Origin of the sequence: Bacillus cereus ATCC 14579 (genome assembly GCF_000007825.1) — a bacterium.
Taxonomy (GTDB): domain Bacteria; phylum Bacillota; class Bacilli; order Bacillales; family Bacillaceae_G; genus Bacillus_A; species Bacillus_A cereus.
Window position 1 is genome coordinate 4,487,067 of sequence record NC_004722.1, and the last position, 16,770, is coordinate 4,503,836.

The following is a 16,770-nucleotide window of genomic DNA, read 5'->3' on the forward strand; positions in this document are numbered from 1 at the left end:
GCTCAGCCTTTAGATTCCCATAGGTACCATGTACAATCCGGTATCTTCATCCTGCTTTACAATGACATCTACACCATATATTGCTTTAACCATTTCTTCTGTTATTACATCATTAGGAATACCTTTCGTAATAATTTCTCCATCTTTCATAACGATAATATGGTCGCTATAACGAATGGCTTGATTAATATCATGTAATACCATTACAATCGTTAGTCCATGCACTTCATTTAACTCTTTCACTAACTCTAATATTTCTAACTGATAGTAAATATCTAAATATGTGGTCGGCTCATCTAAGAAGAGCATTGGTGTATTTTGAGCTAATGTCATCGCGATCCAAACTCGCTGCCTCTCTCCACCAGATAAAGCATAAATTGGCTTATCACGCTTACTTTGTAAATTCGTACATACTAGTGCACGCTCAATCGCTTCTCTATCTTCATCTGTTTGCGGAGAGAATATATTTTTATATGGCATACGCCCGAAGCTTATTAGCTTTTCCACTGTAATATCTGCTGGAGCCTCATTTTGTTGATGGACAACTGCTAGCTTTCTAGCAAACTCTTTCGGTTTATATTCACCAATCGCTTTCCCATCAAGTATTACTTCTCCACTGCTAGGAGCGTGGTTTCTAGACATGACACTAAGTAATGTTGATTTCCCACATCCATTCGGTCCAATGATTGTTGTAATTTTCCCAATTTCTATTTCACTACTAACAGACTTTAAACGATTTGTTACGTTATCGTATGAAAAGGTTACATTTTTAATTTCCATGAACTTTATCACTCTTTCTAAGCAAAAATATTAAGAATGGACCACCAATAACCGCCATAATTGTTGCTGCTGGAATTTCGTTAGGTGGCACAATTAACCTTCCAATTGTATCTGCCGTCAAAATTAATAACGCCCCTGCAAGCGCAGAAAATGGAATTAATACTTTATGGTCTGAACCGACTAATTGTCTTGAAATATGCGGAACTAGTAATCCTACAAAAGCAATAACACCTGCAATCGCTGTTGATACTGCCGCTAAGAGTACTGCAATGGCAGAAATAATAAGACGAACTCTCGTCACATGCAAGCCTAAGTTTTTCGCAGTCTTATCTTGTAGCGATAATAAGTTACACCAAGCTCCTACGAACAGAGCAAGAATAAGACCAATCGTTCCATAAGTCACCATTATTTCTACATCGCCCCACGTCTTCATTGTTATGTTAGAAGTCGTCGTTTGCTTAATACTCTTAATAAAATACCCACAAATCGTAACGAATGATTCATTTAATCCAGTAAACATTGCATTAATGGCAATACCAATTAAAATAATGCGAAGCGGGCTTAATCCTGATTTCCATGAAAACGAATAAACGAGATAACATGCAAGCGCACCACCTAAAAAGGCGAATACGGGTGTCCAGAAAAAGAATTGCGGGAACAACGTAATAATAACGAGTGTCATAAAACTTGCTCCTGAAGATATACCGATTACCCCAGCATCGGCGAGTGGATTTTTCATAACAGCTTGAAAAAGCACACCTGAAACAGCGAGAGCCGCTCCAGTGAACAACGCAATAATAATACGCGGGAAACGTAAATCTTTAATGACTGCAACATCTTCATTTCCACCTGTAAATATCCCTTGTACAAGTTCAACAATACCTACTTCTAAACTCCCTTTCATCGCTGACAATGATGTCATAACAATAAGCAATGCAGTAACAATGAGGAAACTCCAAGTTTTTTTATTCATTCTACTCTTCCTTTATATTAAAATGCATCACGGATACATCATTTTTTTCAATTCATCTAACGCTTCAATTGCTGCTAAATTGCCTGTCGTTCCAAATAAACGCTCTTCTAAATCGTAAACACGGTTATTTTTAACCGCAGCAAAGTGTTTCCAAATATCATTTGTTTTAAATTCTTTATCAAACATTTTTACAACTTCATCAGGCATACCATGAGCTGCTCGTAAAATAATATCTGGATCAGCTTTCTTTAAATACTCTGTATTAGAAGCTAAATATTCTACTTGTTCACCTTGCACAATATTTTTACCACCTAGTTGTTTCACTAAATCTCCAATATAAGAATGCTCTGTTGCTACTAAATAACTTCCCGGCACACCTAATAAAATAAGTACTGTCGGTTCTTTCTTTCCTTTTACTTCTTTTTGAATGCTAGCAACCTTTTTATCTAATTTAGTTACTACTGCTTCGGCCTGTTTTTCACGCCCATATTTCTTACCTAAATGGCTAATAGAACTTTGCATATTTTTCAAACTCGTTAAATCTAAAAAGTTTGCTTTCATACCCACACCATCAAAAACTGGCTTTAATTCATATTCAAGTGTTGTCACAGATAACACTTCTGAAGGCTTTAATGACTTTACCTTTTCCATATCTGGACTCATTGGATTCCCAACTTCAGGTAAACCTTTATATCGCTTCGGTAAAGTTTTAGAGCTTGTTGAAACGCCAACTAAATCTACTTCTAACGCATCCATAATTTCAGTAACAGCCACTGTTGTTGCAACAACGCGCTCTTTACTCTCACTCTTTACCTGCTTTGCTGTTTCTTTTTTTGGTGATGAGCACCCAGCTATACTCATTAACAAAATGATAGCCATTAGTACACTTGCAATTTTCTTCACTCTCAATCACCACTCCTTTCCATACAATATGAAACAAGTCTTGATGCACGCGAATATGCATCAAGACTCCAAAAATTACAATCTACCTGCTCTATATTTACAAACTAGTAAAGCAAGTGAACCTAGCAGTAACACCATATATAAACCAAGTTGTGCTGTATCTGCAGTTTTTGAGTTTTTCTCTTTTTTCGAATCATTTTTTGTATCTTCTTTTTTCTTCTGACCATCTGCATTTCGGTTAAAATCAGGAGTACCTACTGTTTTTACATTATCTACTTTCGGTGTAGTCACTGGATTTTTCGGTTCATTTTTCGGTTCATTTTTCGGTTCATTTTTCGGTTCCTCTTTAAGAGTTCCTAACGCGCCGATATTATTTGTATCAAATTGAATTTGCACATCGTAGAAATGATGGTAGTTCATCTCATCGATGTCTACCTTTACTTTTGCGTTTAATTTTTTAAATAGATCTTCTACTTCAAACTGTACTACTCGCGTATTTACATTTTTATCTTCGCTTACTACTTTCGCATCAGCGAATAGTTCATTGTTTTCCGTTTGGAATTTCGTAATCCACGCACTATTTTTCAGCGTCATCTCAATATATTTTTTACCATCTTTTACGATTAATTTCGCTGGATTTACAACATAGTCATTCATCTTTGAAATCTCATCTGTTTTATCTTTTAATACTTTAAATGTAATATCATATTGGCCATCTACTAAATTTTTCGGATCAACTATTACTTTCGGGTTATTATTTCCACCTTGGTTGTTGTTTCCACCTTGGTTGTTGTTTCCGCCTTGGTTGTTGTTTCCGTCTTGGTTGTCGTTTCCGCCTTGGTTGTTGTTTCCGCCTTGGTTGTCGTTTCCGCCTTGGTTCCCTAAGGCTTTAATACTGTCTTGATCAAATACAAATTGAACATCATAAAAATGGTGATAATTCATTGAATCAATATCTACTTTTACTTTTGCATTTAATTTTTTAGACAAATCGTTTACTTCTACTTCTACTACTCTTGTATTTTGTTCTTTATTTTCACTTAACACTTTTGCATTAACGAAAGAACCATTTTTCTCAAATTCAAATTTCGTAATCCATGTACTATTTGTTAATGTAAACGATACGTATTTCTTACCATCTTTTACTTTTAATACACCTGGGCTTTTTGTGTATGTGTTCATCATTGAGATTTCATCTGTTTGATCTTTTAACACTTTAAAGCCAATTCTGTATTCACCATCTTTAAGAGCTTTTGGATCAATTGTTGTGTTATTATCTTGGTTATCATTTCCACCTTGGTTGTTGTTTCCACCTTGGTTGTTGTTTCCACCTTGGTTGTCGTTTCCGCCTTGGTTGTTGTTTCCGCCTTGGCTATCTAACGGCTTAATGCTACCTTTATCAAATGCAAATTGAATATCGTAAAAATGGTGATAATTCATTGAATCGATATCTACTTTTACTTTTGCATTTAACTTTTTTGATAAATCTGATACTTCTACTTCCACTACGCGTGTATCAGCTTTTTTATCTTCACTTATTACATGTGCATCAACAAACGAACCATTTTTCTCAAATTCAAATTTTGTAATCCAAGAACTGTTCGTTAACGTAAATGATACATACTTCTTACCATCTTTTACTTTTAGCACACCTGGACTTTTTGTATATGTGTTCATCATTGAAATTTCGTCTGTTTGATCTTTTAATGCTTTGAAATTGATGCTGTATTCACCATCTTTAATTGTTTCAGCATCTGGTTTTTTATTTTCATCTGGTTTTTCTGCTTCCGGTTTTTCTGCTTCCGGTTTTTCTACTTCTGGTTTTTTCTCTTCATTTTTAATTTGTTCAAGTTTATCTTGTTCAAATAAAAGTTGTACATCATGCATTTGCTTATAATTTCTTGATGCCATTTCGATAAATACTTTTGTATTTAGTTTTTTAGATAAATCGTTTACTTCAAACTCTACTACTCTTGTATCTTTTTCCTTATCCTCACTCACTACTTTTGCATCAACAAATGCGCCATCTTTTTCCGTTTGGAAATTTTTAATTAATGAGCTACTTTTTAGTGTTACAATTGCTTTTTTCTTACCGTTTTCTACTTTTAATACTCCTGGATTTACCATGTAACTATTCATCTTAGATTCTTCATCTGTTTGATCTTTTAACACTTTAAATGGAATGCTGTACGCACCATCTGTAATTGTGTTAGAATTTGGTTGTTGATCTGGGTCAGGCTTTTGGTCGGGCTTCTGACCTGGATCGGTAGTTTCATTTGGATCTGGCTTATTAGCTGGGTCCTCTTTTTCATTTGGTTTTTCTACATGAATTGGTGTAATGCTATTTTGATCAAATGCAATACGAACGTCGTACTCATGATGATAATTTAAAAAATCAATATCTACTTTTACTTTTGCATTTAATACCTTCTCTACATCTTCTACATCAAATTCTACTACTCTTGTATCTTTTTCTTTATCTTCACTAATTACATTTGTCGCAACTAGCTTACCTGCTTTTTCTGTTTCAAATTTCGTAATCCATGAACTATTTGTTAATGTAAAGGATACTTTCTTTTTCCCATCCTTCACTTTTAAAGTTCCCGGACTTACTGAATATTGATTCATCATCGATTCTTCATCTGATGTATCTTTTAAAACTTTGAAGCCAATTGAATATTCACCGTCAGCCAACTTGGTAGCTGCTTGAACTGCAAGTGGTTGTAATGTTGATACGAATGTAAATATCATTAAAAACATAGCAACAATAATTTTTGTATACCTGTTCAATGGAACGACTCTCCCTTTTGAAAATTATTTAATACTGTTCCCATCAAATACAAAGCGAATATCATACGAAGCATTATAATTAATAATTGGAATATTAATTTTCACCTTGCCATTTAGTTTTTTTGACAAGTCAGCAACTTCAAATTCTACAACTCTAGTATTATCTTTTTTATTTTCACTTAACACGGTTGTTTCTACAAATTGACCATCTTTTTCTACTTGGAAACTTTTAATAGAAGCACTATCTTTCACTTTAAATGAAACATATTGTTTTCCATTTTTAACTGTTAATGTTGCTGGGCTTTCAAAATAACTATTCATTCTAGACGATTCATCTTTATCGCCTTTCCATACAGTAAAAGCAATATTATATTTTCCATCAGCTAGTTTTGTAGCAGCCTTTGCATCTTGTAAACCTAGTGTTGCGATAAATGTAAATAAAACAGCAAATACGGCAATAATCATTTTAAATTGTTTAAACATATATTCATCACCCTTCAAAAGATTTATTTACTCAATTTCACTTTACGAATTAAGAAAGCACCTGAAATAAGAATTAACACTGCAAACAATCCAATACGTGCTTCATCGCCTGTTTTTGGGTTATCTGTTTTTTCAGCTTTTCCATTTTCATTTTTTGTTTCTTTATTCACTTCTTTAGCTGTTTCCTTACTCTCTACTTTTGTTTTCTCTTCTTTTACTTGTGTATCTGTTTTCGCTTGATCATTATTTTTTGTTGTAGCAGCTACGCCATTATCGCCACCTACAGCTTTTACATTTGCATCAAAAGCAAAACGAATTGTGTAGTGGTGGTCATAGTTTGCACTTGGTACAACAACATGAATTTTTACAGCTGCCGGTTTGGATAAATCATCTACTTTAAACTCTACTGTTCTTTTATCTGCCGATTCATCTTTATTAACAACTTTCGCATCAACAAAATTTCCGTTCTCTGGTGCTTTAAATTCTGTAATCCAAGCACTATGATTCATCGGAACTTGTACTCTCATCTCACCGTTTTTCACTATTAATTTTGCCGGCTTTTCAAAATAGTCATTTGCCATTGAAGCTGAATCATTTTCCGCTTTTTGAATTACGTAATTAATATCGTAAGTACCATCAGCTAGTTTTGCTGAAGCATTCCCGTATGGCATTACAAGAAAAGCTAGCATACATACGAACGTTATAATAAAAGCGGGTAATACAGAAACCTTTTTCATTTTTTTTGTTTCCTCCTTGGTTATCTTTCATTTCACTTTTTCCGAAAATGATAATTATTCTCAATTCATAAAAAAAAAATAATCTCTTCTACCTATTATTTAATTAGCATTCTTTTATGTAACATAAGCATTATTGATTATCATTCTCATTTAATATTAAAAATAATATCTCACCCTATTCCTTATACGAAGGCATAGAAACTGAGAAAAAATTATAAAACGTATTTATTGATTATCATTCTCAATGTAAGTCAAAAAAATAAATTTTCTCTTCTCCTCTTCTTTCACCTCTTCCCATAACAACACTATAGTTATAGAAACCCCGTTTCCCTCACTTCCCTTCCAATATTTCCACAACTAAGTCAATCTTAGCCTACTCATAAATTTTTTGTCAACTATATTACGTATAAAATTTTTAATATCTAAATTTCTCTATATGCGGCTTTTTTTACAAAAAAAGAGACTTTCTATTATAGAAAGCCTCTTTTCTCTATTTTTCTACAGCAATTTCCTGCTTTTGAAACTTAGAAACTATATAACCAAATCCTATACCGATTATACCTGGAACTAACCAACCAATTCCTACACTATATAATGGAATCTTATCTAAAATAGGTGCTAGCGCTGCAATTTGAAGGTTTGCATTGTGTAACCCATCAAAGAAACTTATTGCAAATGCTCCTACAATCCCGCCCACATACATCGCTAATGGAAGACGAACGTAGTTTTCAACAAGTGATAATACGATAAGTACGATTCCAATTGGATAAATTGCGATTAAGATTGGTAATGCTAATGCATTTAACTGAGTTAACCCAAGGTTTGCTACCATAAATGCTAATACACAGAAAATGAAAACGACTTTTTGATAAGAAAGCTTTGGTAATAAGGAAGAGAAGTAATCACCACAAGCTGCAACAATACCTACAGAAGTTGTTAAACATGCTGCTGTAATTGCGATCCCTAGTAATAAAGTTCCGTAGCTACCAAATAAATGATTCACGACATTTGTTAAAATAATTCCTCCGTTTGCGCCCATTCCAAGTGACACACTAGAAGCTCCAAGATAAGCAAGTGCTAAATACACAAGTAGTAGACCAAGCGCTGCAATAAATCCTGCAAAGATTGTTACTTTTGCAATACTGTTTTTATGTGTAATGCCTTTTTCTTTTAACGCATGAATTACAACATTTCCGAATACCAGTGCCGCAAGTCCATCTAAAGTTAAATATCCATCAATAAATCCTTTAAAGAGAGGAGCACTATACGCTTCTGTCGGTGCACCAAATTCTCCAATTGGTGTAATAAGTGCTTTACCTACGATAATTGCAATAACAGCTAATAATATTGGAGTTAGCACTTTACCAATACGACCCACTAATTTCGAAGGATTTAAAGCTAAATAGAAAGTGACTGCAAAGAAAATAAGTGTAAAGATAACAAGTGGATATGACTGACCAGCTATCTCACTTGGTAAAAACGGTGCAATACTCATCTCATAAGCTACTGTTCCTGTACGCGGCACACTTACGAATACGCCTAAACATAAATAAATTGCAGTGATAAAAACAAGTGCGAATATAGGATGTACACGTCCTGCTAGCTCATTAATATCTCCCTTTAAAGCTATAACAATTACTCCTAATAAAGGTAGTCCAACGCCTGTTACGATAAAACCAAACAACGCAATCCATACGTCTGTTCCAGCGCCTTGTCCTAATGCTGGTGGAAAAATCATATTACCCGCACCAAAAAACAGTGCAAATAACATTAAACTTATTGCAAACATCTCTGAAAACTTTAAAGATGATTTCATTTCTACTAACCTCCTAAAATAATAAATTAACAAAATATTCTGAATTAAAATCCGTCACATATCCTCTTTCAAGCATACTTCCCCGTAAAAGAACGCAAAAAACACCCGTCCCTAATAAAGGGACGAGTGTTGAAATCGTGGTTCCACCCTTATTCTAATAAAATGAATTTATAACGAAATAAGCTCATTTTATAGCTCGTGTAAATTGATAACGGTTTTATCCGCCAAGAATTACAATGCATCATGTATGCAGTTCACTCTTGAAGTTTAGAGGTGGTAAGCTTGTCTTTTCGTATTAGGAAGCTCACAGCCTAAGGCTTCCCTCTCTGAGAATCGTAAAATACAACTCATGTCCTCATCATTACTTTTATAAAATATCTTGTCGAAACTTGTTGTTTTTTATTATATGGGCTATTTTTTAAAAAATCAATAGTTTTATTTTTTCTGACAAAAAAATATAGGGAGAAAAATTTTCCTCCCTATAACTGCCCTATTAAAATTTCTAACTCTTCAGCTGTAACGCTCCGCCACTTTCCAACTTCAAGCTCATTTAGCTCTATATTCATAATGCGTACTCGCTTTAGCTTTATTACAGTAAATCCGAAAGCACGACTCATTCTACGAATTTGCCTGTTCATTCCTTGCGTTAAAACGATACGAAATGTTGATTGATCGACTCTTGTCACTTTGCACGGCTTCGTCATTCCATCTTTAATCTTTACACCGCGGGACATCTCATCAATAAACCAGTCCGTAAAAGGTTTATCGACTGTGACAACATATTCTTTCTCGTGCTCATGATCACCATGTAAAATTTGATTCGCAATGCCGCCGTCATTCGTTAATAAAATAAGTCCTTCTGATGCTTTATCTAATCGCCCAACTGGAAAGATTCGCTCTGGGTAATTGATATAATCAATAATATTATCTTCAATATGATCGGCTGCTGTACAAGTAATTCCGACTGGTTTATGAAATGCGATATACACTTTTTCTTTCTCTTCTTTTACAATAACTTGCCCATCAATCGTTACCCTATCACCATCGCTTACGAGTGCACCGTGCGTACATATTTCGCCGTTAATAGCCACGCGTCCAGCTTTAATGAGACGATCTGTTTCACGTCTGGAGCATAATTTTGCTTCGCTTATGTATTGGTTGATTTTCATGTTCTATTCCTTTTCACATATATTAAAAGCGTCAATCTATGGCAATATCATTCTGCCACGATTGACGCTTTTTCACTTCGCAAAAACAACTAAATAAATAACCCCAATCACCAAAAATATTCCACAACAAGCTAACAATACTTTTGCAAGTTTGTCCATAAACATATAATGGTTTCCCCTTTGTTTCGTTGTTTTCTATTTTAATTCGACAACTGTTACGCCTAGGCCTCCCTCGCCCATGTCACCGTAACGGAAGGTTTTTACACCGCGATGCTTCTTCAAGTAATCTTGTACACCTTGGCGAAGTGCTCCTGTCCCTTTACCGTGAATGATTGATACGCGAGGATAGCTTGCAAGCTGGGCATCGTCTAAGTATTTCTCAACGCGCGCCATTGCATTTTCAAATCGTTCACCACGAAGATCAAGTTCTAATGAAACGTGATAGTCTCTACCTTTTACCGTTGCAACTGCTTTTTTCCTCTGTTTGCTTCGGTGTGTTAATGTATTCCATATTAGATTCTTTCACTTTCATCTTCAGAATACCGATTTGTACGCTCCACTCTGTATCGCTTACTTTTTCAAGTAGTTGACCTTTTTGACCGAACGTTAATACTTTCACTTCATCACCTGCACGTAACTGTTGTTTCGGTGCAGTATTTTTCACATTTACTTTTTGTTTCTTAACAAGCTCTGGCGCTGCGCCTTCTAGACGACTCTTCGCTTCAATTAGCTCGTGGTCTTTCACATTTGCAAGCTGTGCTTTACGCAATTGACGAAGTTCTTGAATAATGCCTTCTGCTTCTTTCTTTGCAGCTTCGACTTTTTCTTCTCCTTCTTTTTGCGCTTTTAATAATCGTTCATCACGATCTTCGTTAAATTCAATGATTTGACGTTGTAATTCACGATGCAGTTTTTCAGATTGTTTGCGAAGCGCTTCTGCTTCGTTCCAGTCACGCTCTGCGTTCTTCTGGCTTTCTTCTAACTTCGCAATCATATTTTCAATTTTATTCGTATCTGTACTAATGTGATTGCGTGCTTGCTCAATAACGCGATCAGATAATCCAAGACGTTTCGAAATTTCAAAGGCATTACTACGGCCTGGTACACCGATTAATAATTTATAAGTTGGACTTAATGTATTTACATCAAACTCAACACTCGCATTAATAACTTGCTCACGGTTATATCCGTATGCTTTTAATTCTGGATAATGCGTCGTTGCAACAACGCGAGCACCGCGATTACATACTTCATCTAAAATTGAAATGGCAAGTGCAGCCCCTTCCTGTGGGTCTGTTCCAGCACCTAATTCATCGAATAAAACTAAGCTTTCAAAATCAGCTTTTTCTAAAATATCAACGATGTTCACCATATGTGAGGAGAACGTACTTAAACTCTGTTCAATCGATTGCTCATCACCGATATCAGCAAAGATATTTTTGAATACACAAATCTCTGACTCATCCATTACTGGAATGTGAAGGCCAGATTGCGCCATTAACACACAAATACCAACTGTTTTCAGCGTAACTGTTTTACCACCTGTATTCGGTCCTGTAATAACAATTGTCGTGAAATCTTTCCCTAACATAATGTTATTTGGCACGATTATTTCTGGATCGATAAGCGGATGGCGTGCTTGTCTTAAGTCCATGTAACGCTCGTTATTTACAATCGGCTTTGTCGCTTTAATTCGCTTCGCATAAAAAGCTTTCGCAAAGATGAAATCAAGATTTGCAACTACTTCTACGTTTGATAAAACGATATCCGCTTCTACTGCCACTTCTTCTGTTAACATTAATAAGATGCGTTCGATTTCTTGTTTTTCTTTCACACGTGCTTCTTGCAGTGCATTATTTAATTCTACAATGACTTGTGGCTCAATAAATAACGTTTGTCCAGAAGCCGATTGATCGTGAACAATACCACCATATACGCCGCGATATTCTTGTTTTACTGGGATTACGTAACGTTCGTTACGAATCGTTACAATCGAATCAGACAGCATCTTTTGCGCGTTTGAAGAGCGCGTCATATTTTCTAACTTTTCACGAATACGACTTTCCGCAGTACGAATTTGAGTACGAATACCACGCAGTTTATCACTTGCGCTATCGACTACTTCACCGCCGTCACCGATGCAATTTGTAATTTTCTTTTCTAAATCATATAAAGATACAATTTGAGCGACGTGAGTTTCTAAAATCGGAAGCTCGACACCGTTATCAGCCATATCTTCAATGAAGCGTTTCATATTACGACTACCATACATCGTATTTGCAATATCAAGTAATTCATTTGGACTTAACATACTCCCAATTTTTGCACGCTTCACATTTGAGCGAATATCCGTAATACCACCTAATGGTGCACTACCTTTTAAACGAATAACTTTCGCTGCTTCATCCGTTGTATCTTGCATTTCTACAATTTCTTCAAAATCAGTGCTCGGCACTAAATGCTTCACTTTGTCACGACCAAGTGAAGATGCTGTATGTTCAAGTAATTGTTCTTTTACTTTATTGTATTCTAATACACGCAACGTTCTTTCTAACATGTTGCAGGTCCCCCTTGTATTACTTATTACGTTTAATATAGTCTAATAAACGTTCAATATCCCACGTGTTAATCACGTTATCTTTTTGAATCCAACCTTTACGTGCTGCTGCTACACCTGTTTCCATATCTTCTAACATTTCAAGCGTATGAGCATCCGTATTAATCGCTACTTTCACACCAGCATCTTGTGCTTGTTTTAATAATTTCGCGCTTAAATCTAGACGGTTCGGATTCGCATTTAATTCTAAAACTGTATTTGTCTCTTTTGCTAGTTCAATTAATAAATCTGTATCTACATCATAACCCTCACGACGCCCGAGAAGACGTCCTGTAAGATGGGCAATCATTGTGACATGTTTATTCTCAAATGCAGTACGTAGACGCTTCATAATCGTTTCACGGTCTTGTGAGAAGCTAGAGTGAATCGCTCCAATGACATAATCTAATTCTGCTAATACTTCATCATCAAAATCAAGCGAGGCATCTGGTAAAATGTCCATTTCAATTCCGCGTAAAATTGTAATGTCTGGATACTTTTCATTCATACGTTCAATTTCTTTCGCTTGCTCACGAAGACGCTCTTTCGTTAAACCGTTCGCCACTTTTAAGTATTGCGAGTGATCAGTAATCGCCATAAACTTATATCCACGAGCACGGCACGCTTGTACCATTTCTTCAATAGAAAAAGCACCGTCACTCCAAGTTGTATGCATATGTAAATCACCTTGTATATCGGAAAACTGAAGTAAGTTCGGATACTCTTTAATTAATTCAATTTCTTTTCCATCTTCACGCACTTCTGGCGGAATAAATGGCAAACCGAAATGAGCAAAGAAGTCTTCTTCAGTCTCAAATGTTTTCACTTCACCTGTTTCCAAGTTCTCTACACCGTACTCACTAATTTTCTCGCCTTTATCTTTTGCGATTTGACGCATTTTTACGTTATGATCTTTTGATCCTGTGAAATGGTGAAGAGTTGTAATAAACTCTTCTGGTTTTACTAAACGGAAATCAATTGAAATATCATATTCATATTGAAGACGGACAGAAACTTTCGTATCTCCACTTGCTATTACTTCAATCATATTATCAAATTGTAGTAAATGCTCACGTACCGCTGCTGGTTCTGTCGTTGCAATGATAAAATCTAAATCTTTCACTGTTTCACGAACACGGCGCAAACTACCAGCGCGAGAGAAACGAATTACTTCAGCAATATTCGACAATTTCTCCTCTATTTCCCCGGCAATAGGCAATACCATCGCAATTGGTAAACGCTCTGGACGAGAGCCTACTTGATCGATTGCTTCTAATATTTTCTCTTCTGTCTTCTTACCGAAACCAGCTAAAGCTTGTACTTTATTTTCCTCACAAGCAGCTTTTAACGTCTCCATATCAATAACGCCTAGCTCTTTATATAACTTAGCCACCTTTTTACCACCAAGACCTGGTAGTTTTAATAACGGCAATAAGCTACTTGGTACTTCTTTTTCAAGTTCTTGTAATACTTCAGATGTTCCCGATTCTATATATTCTTGTATAACGGCTGCTGTTCCTTTTCCGATTCCTGGAATCTTTGTGAAATCTTCAATTTCAGAAAGACTACGATCGTCACTTTCTAATGCTGCTGCCGCTTTACGAAATGCAGATATTTTAAATGGATTCGCACCCTTTAGTTCCATAAAAAGCCCGATTGTCTCTAATAATTTGATCACTTGTTTTTTATTTACTTTCATCATTGCCCCGCCTTTCTTTCATAGAAAAAAACTTCTCTTTCCGAAAAAAGAGAAGTTATACTCTGCTACCTGTCTGCCATAGTTCCTTCACCTTTTCAGATAGAATCGGTGTATCGTCTACAATTATTTTGCTAATTGATGATTTTTGTAATGGTGTTTGTACTTGTTCAATCGGAAGAATATTTCCAATGATAATTAAGACAAACAAAATAATATATACTTCTAAAAATCCGAGGATTGCCCCCGCAAACGCATTTACTTGCTTTAAAACCGGTATTTCTGCAAACATATTTAACAAATTACCAAGTAATGAAAGTGCAATTTTAGTGATAATAAACAATATGATAAACGCAAGCGCTTGATAAAATACTGTCTCAATATTATTTGCATCAATCCATTCTGGAACAGATACGTTTTTATCAAATGGATACGGAATAAATTTCGCAAGTGCTGGCGCTAAATCTTTACAGTACCAGTATGCAACAAGGTATGCGATAATAAAGCTTGTTAACTTTACAAGTTGCAGAATAAACCCTCTGCGTAAGCCGAGGAAAAATCCCATAACAAGCAGTAAAATGATAATAATATCAATCATGTTATTCCATTCCTTTTTTTGTCATACTTTCTTTCAATTTCTCATGTTCTTCTTTTAATTTTATGTAATCGTGTATGACGTTTACCGCCGTCAATACCGCTAGTCTACTCGTGTCAAGCGAAGGATTCTTGGCATTGAGTTCGCGCATTTTATCATCCACAATCGCTGCTACCATGCGGATATGACTTGTACTTTCATCGCCAACAACTGAATATTGCTGACCATAGATTTCTACATTAATTCGACTTTTCTTTCCCTTTTGTTGTGACAACTCACCGGCCTCCAATCACGTACAGAATCCTAAAGTTTATCATACCATGAACCTTCATAATATGGAAACAGAAAGAACAATCCGATATGATAAAAATAACAATATAAAAAAAGGGGCGACCATTATGTCAAATTCTATCGTAATTCAAACAAATTCTACAGTAATTGAAGACATGAAACAACAATATAAACATTCGCTTAGCCCAAAAACTCCGCAAGGCGGGATCTTCATGGCAAAGGTACCATCTTGCACGATTACAGCGTATAAATCTGGAAAAGTAATGTTCCAAGGAGGCCGCGCTGAAGCAGAAGCTTCTCGTTGGCAAACTGTCTCTCAAACACCGAAAACAGCTGTAAAAAAATCTGTCGATTCCCATCGTTATGCGCCTCCTGCTTCCATCGGTACAATGTCTATTGTAGGGTCTGATGAAGTTGGTACGGGAGATTTCTTTGGACCGATGACAGTCGTTGCTGTATATGTGGATGCAAAGCAAATTCCACTACTAAAAGAACTTGGTGTAAAAGACTCTAAAAACTTAAATGACGATCAAATTACTGCCATTGCGAAACAACTTCTACACGTTGTTCCTTATAGCTCTCTTGTCCTTCATAACGAAAAATATAACGAGCTATTTGATAAAGGAAACAACCAAGGTAAGTTAAAAGCCTTGCTACACAATAAAGCTATTACAAACTTATTAGCTAAAATGGCACCTACAAAACCTGAAGGCGTCTTAATCGACCAATTCACACAACCTGATACATACTACAAATATTTAGCAAAACAAAAACAGGTACAGCGTGAAAATGTTTATTTCGCAACGAAAGGCGAAAGCGTCCATTTAGCTGTAGCCGCTGCCTCCATTTTAGCTCGTTACTCATTCGTAAAACAATTTGATGAACTAAGTAAAAAAGCTGGTATGCCGCTGCCAAAAGGTGCCGGTAAACAAGTTGATATCGCCGCTGCTAAATTAATTCAAAAGCTTGGTAAAGAACGATTACCTGAGTTTGTGAAACTGCATTTCGCTAATACGGAGAAGGCGCTTCGCTTATTAAGATAGTATCGACAAAAACAGGAGCCTACAAACTCCTGTTTTTTGTTTCACCCTACTATTGTCCTTATAGTTTTGTTACAATTATAATATACAGATTATTCTAACATAGGAGGGGATCCCCATTGCTACTTCTACAAATGATTCTAAATATTTTACTAGGCGATCCACACGAAAGGCAGTTTGAAATTAGGGAAAACATTCAGCTACTAAGTGAACAACGAGCGTTCAACGATCTAATAGAGCGTTATGGTCGCTCTTTCTTATTAAACTTTCGGATTCGAAGATTTATCGGGAAACACGATGCTCGCTCGTTAATACATAATCCAGCAAAACTACAACACTTCTGTGAGGAACTTGAATGTATGATTAGAAAAAGGAGGTTTTTCATATGAACGCTGTAAAAGTTAAAAAGATATTATATGTTTTCGTACACCTCGTAGGCCCACTTTCTTACTTCACTATTTCTACCATTTGAGGAGCTTTTTTCACTACTAAATCCACATTCGAAAATATATCTGATAATCTTGGCGTGATGGCCATCTATTACGTGTTCATGAGTTTACTGTGGTTTTTCTATTTAGATCGATTAGGCAAAGACATAAATAAGATTACAAAAGAAATTAACGATAAGAAGATGTAATACATGAAAAAAGGAGAGTCGCCAAGACTCTCCTTTTTTATGTTAGCTTCGTTTCTGCTTCTTATTTGATGAAGGTACTTTATGTGAACCTGTTTCATGTGTCGTCGTTCCTTGTCCTTCTACTTCTGGAGAACCTAGGCCCGATCTTGAATGATCTTTTTTCACTTTTTTACTCATTTATATTCACCCCTTCGCGTTACTTTTTGCTACAGGGTAATAAACTATGCAAAAGAAAAAGCGAGAGGAAATCCTCTCGCTTTTTTC

The 16,770-nt window shown here is 35.7% G+C and carries 14 protein-coding genes, 2 pseudogenes and 1 other annotated feature; of the genes and pseudogenes, 3 read left to right on the top strand and 13 right to left on the bottom strand.

The window, feature by feature from the left end; genetic code table 11:
• Positions 1–9: 9 nt before the first annotated feature.
• The 12 genes and pseudogenes from BC_RS22680 to zapA all read right to left on the bottom strand — a co-directional run bounded on the left by BC_RS22680 (position 10) and on the right by zapA (position 14,812).
• A complete protein-coding gene (locus tag BC_RS22680; RefSeq protein WP_000403758.1) occupies positions 10–780 on the bottom strand; it encodes an ABC transporter ATP-binding protein in 771 nt (256 codons plus the stop codon).
• Positions 770–1,753 (bottom strand): FecCD family ABC transporter permease, encoded by a 984-nt coding sequence (locus BC_RS22685; RefSeq protein WP_001036831.1) that lies wholly within the window; start codon positions 1,751–1,753, stop codon positions 770–772. The genes BC_RS22680 and BC_RS22685 overlap by 11 nt, the downstream gene beginning before the upstream one ends.
• 27 nt (positions 1,754–1,780) lie before the next feature.
• On the bottom strand, positions 1,781–2,662 hold the full coding sequence (gene isdE, locus BC_RS22690) for a heme ABC transporter substrate-binding protein IsdE (protein ID WP_164928337.1): 882 nt from the start codon (positions 2,660–2,662) through the stop codon (positions 1,781–1,783).
• Between the two features lie 69 nt (positions 2,663–2,731).
• On the bottom strand, positions 2,732–5,446 hold the full coding sequence (locus BC_RS22695) for an NEAT domain-containing protein (protein ID WP_001083193.1): 2,715 nt from the start codon (positions 5,444–5,446) through the stop codon (positions 2,732–2,734).
• A 24-nt stretch (positions 5,447–5,470) separates the two neighbouring features.
• Positions 5,471–5,929, bottom strand: coding sequence for an NEAT domain-containing protein (locus BC_RS22700; RefSeq protein WP_000476164.1), 459 nt, complete (start codon positions 5,927–5,929; stop codon positions 5,471–5,473).
• A 23-nt stretch (positions 5,930–5,952) separates the two neighbouring features.
• A complete protein-coding gene (isdC, locus tag BC_RS22705) occupies positions 5,953–6,666 on the bottom strand; it encodes a heme uptake protein IsdC (RefSeq protein WP_000757944.1) in 714 nt (237 codons plus the stop codon).
• A 490-nt stretch (positions 6,667–7,156) separates the two neighbouring features.
• A complete protein-coding gene (gene brnQ6 / locus BC_RS22710) occupies positions 7,157–8,482 on the bottom strand; it encodes a branched-chain amino acid transport system II carrier protein BrnQ6 (protein WP_000842634.1) in 1,326 nt (441 codons plus the stop codon).
• 115 nt (positions 8,483–8,597) lie between these two features.
• Positions 8,598–8,853 (bottom strand) — a binding site (T-box leader).
• Between the two features lie 108 nt (positions 8,854–8,961).
• Positions 8,962–9,651: a 23S rRNA pseudouridine(2604) synthase RluF gene (locus BC_RS22715; RefSeq protein WP_000700716.1), complete on the bottom strand. Its 690-nt coding sequence runs from the start codon at positions 9,649–9,651 to the stop codon at positions 8,962–8,964.
• Between the two features lie 195 nt (positions 9,652–9,846).
• A pseudogene (locus BC_RS22720) lies at positions 9,847–12,208 on the bottom strand (endonuclease MutS2).
• Positions 12,209–12,227: 19 nt separating this feature from the next.
• Complete coding sequence (gene polX / locus BC_RS22725) at positions 12,228–13,946, bottom strand: DNA polymerase/3'-5' exonuclease PolX (protein WP_000867518.1); 1,719 nt, start codon at positions 13,944–13,946, stop codon at positions 12,228–12,230.
• Between the two features lie 55 nt (positions 13,947–14,001).
• On the bottom strand, positions 14,002–14,541 hold the full coding sequence (locus BC_RS22730) for a CvpA family protein (protein ID WP_000565409.1): 540 nt from the start codon (positions 14,539–14,541) through the stop codon (positions 14,002–14,004).
• 1 nt (position 14,542) lies between these two features.
• Positions 14,543–14,812 (bottom strand): cell division protein ZapA, encoded by a 270-nt coding sequence (gene zapA / locus BC_RS22735; RefSeq protein ID WP_000082701.1) that lies wholly within the window; start codon positions 14,810–14,812, stop codon positions 14,543–14,545.
• A gap of 124 nt (positions 14,813–14,936) precedes the next feature.
• Here zapA and rnhC point away from each other — a divergent pair, with 124 nt between their 5' ends.
• From rnhC to BC_RS22750, 3 genes and pseudogenes are all read left to right on the top strand, one after another.
• Positions 14,937–15,872, top strand: a complete 936-nt coding sequence (gene rnhC / locus BC_RS22740; protein WP_000071591.1) for a ribonuclease HIII — start codon at positions 14,937–14,939, stop codon at positions 15,870–15,872.
• 116 nt (positions 15,873–15,988) lie between these two features.
• A complete protein-coding gene (locus BC_RS22745) occupies positions 15,989–16,258 on the top strand; it encodes a hypothetical protein (protein ID WP_000925539.1) in 270 nt (89 codons plus the stop codon).
• A pseudogene (locus tag BC_RS22750) lies at positions 16,255–16,506 on the top strand (hypothetical protein). Before BC_RS22745 ends, BC_RS22750 begins: the two are co-directional and overlap by 4 nt.
• A 42-nt stretch (positions 16,507–16,548) precedes the next feature.
• Here the strand turns inward: BC_RS22750 and BC_RS22755 are convergent.
• A complete protein-coding gene (locus BC_RS22755; protein ID WP_000039588.1) occupies positions 16,549–16,683 on the bottom strand; it encodes a YuzL family protein in 135 nt (44 codons plus the stop codon).
• Between the last annotated feature and the right edge of the window lie 87 nt (positions 16,684–16,770).

Excerpts from the sequence above, each read along its gene's own strand:
- BC_RS22680 (WP_000403758.1), bottom strand. The coding sequence starts at position 780 with ATGGAAATTAAAAATGTAACCTTTTCATACGATAACGTAACAAATCGT.
- BC_RS22685 (WP_001036831.1), bottom strand. The coding sequence starts at position 1,753 with ATGAATAAAAAAACTTGGAGTTTCCTCATTGTTACTGCATTGCTTATT.
- BC_RS22700 (WP_000476164.1), bottom strand. The coding sequence starts at position 5,929 with ATGTTTAAACAATTTAAAATGATTATTGCCGTATTTGCTGTTTTATTT.
- isdC (WP_000757944.1), bottom strand. The coding sequence starts at position 6,666 with ATGAAAAAGGTTTCTGTATTACCCGCTTTTATTATAACGTTCGTATGT.
- brnQ6 (WP_000842634.1), bottom strand. The coding sequence starts at position 8,482 with ATGAAATCATCTTTAAAGTTTTCAGAGATGTTTGCAATAAGTTTAATG.
- BC_RS22715 (WP_000700716.1), bottom strand. The coding sequence starts at position 9,651 with ATGAAAATCAACCAATACATAAGCGAAGCAAAATTATGCTCCAGACGT.
- polX (WP_000867518.1), bottom strand. The coding sequence starts at position 13,946 with ATGAAAGTAAATAAAAAACAAGTGATCAAATTATTAGAGACAATCGGG.
- BC_RS22730 (WP_000565409.1), bottom strand. The coding sequence starts at position 14,541 with ATGATTGATATTATTATCATTTTACTGCTTGTTATGGGATTTTTCCTC.
- rnhC (WP_000071591.1), top strand. The coding sequence starts at position 14,937 with ATGTCAAATTCTATCGTAATTCAAACAAATTCTACAGTAATTGAAGAC.
- BC_RS22755 (WP_000039588.1), bottom strand. The coding sequence starts at position 16,683 with ATGAGTAAAAAAGTGAAAAAAGATCATTCAAGATCGGGCCTAGGTTCT.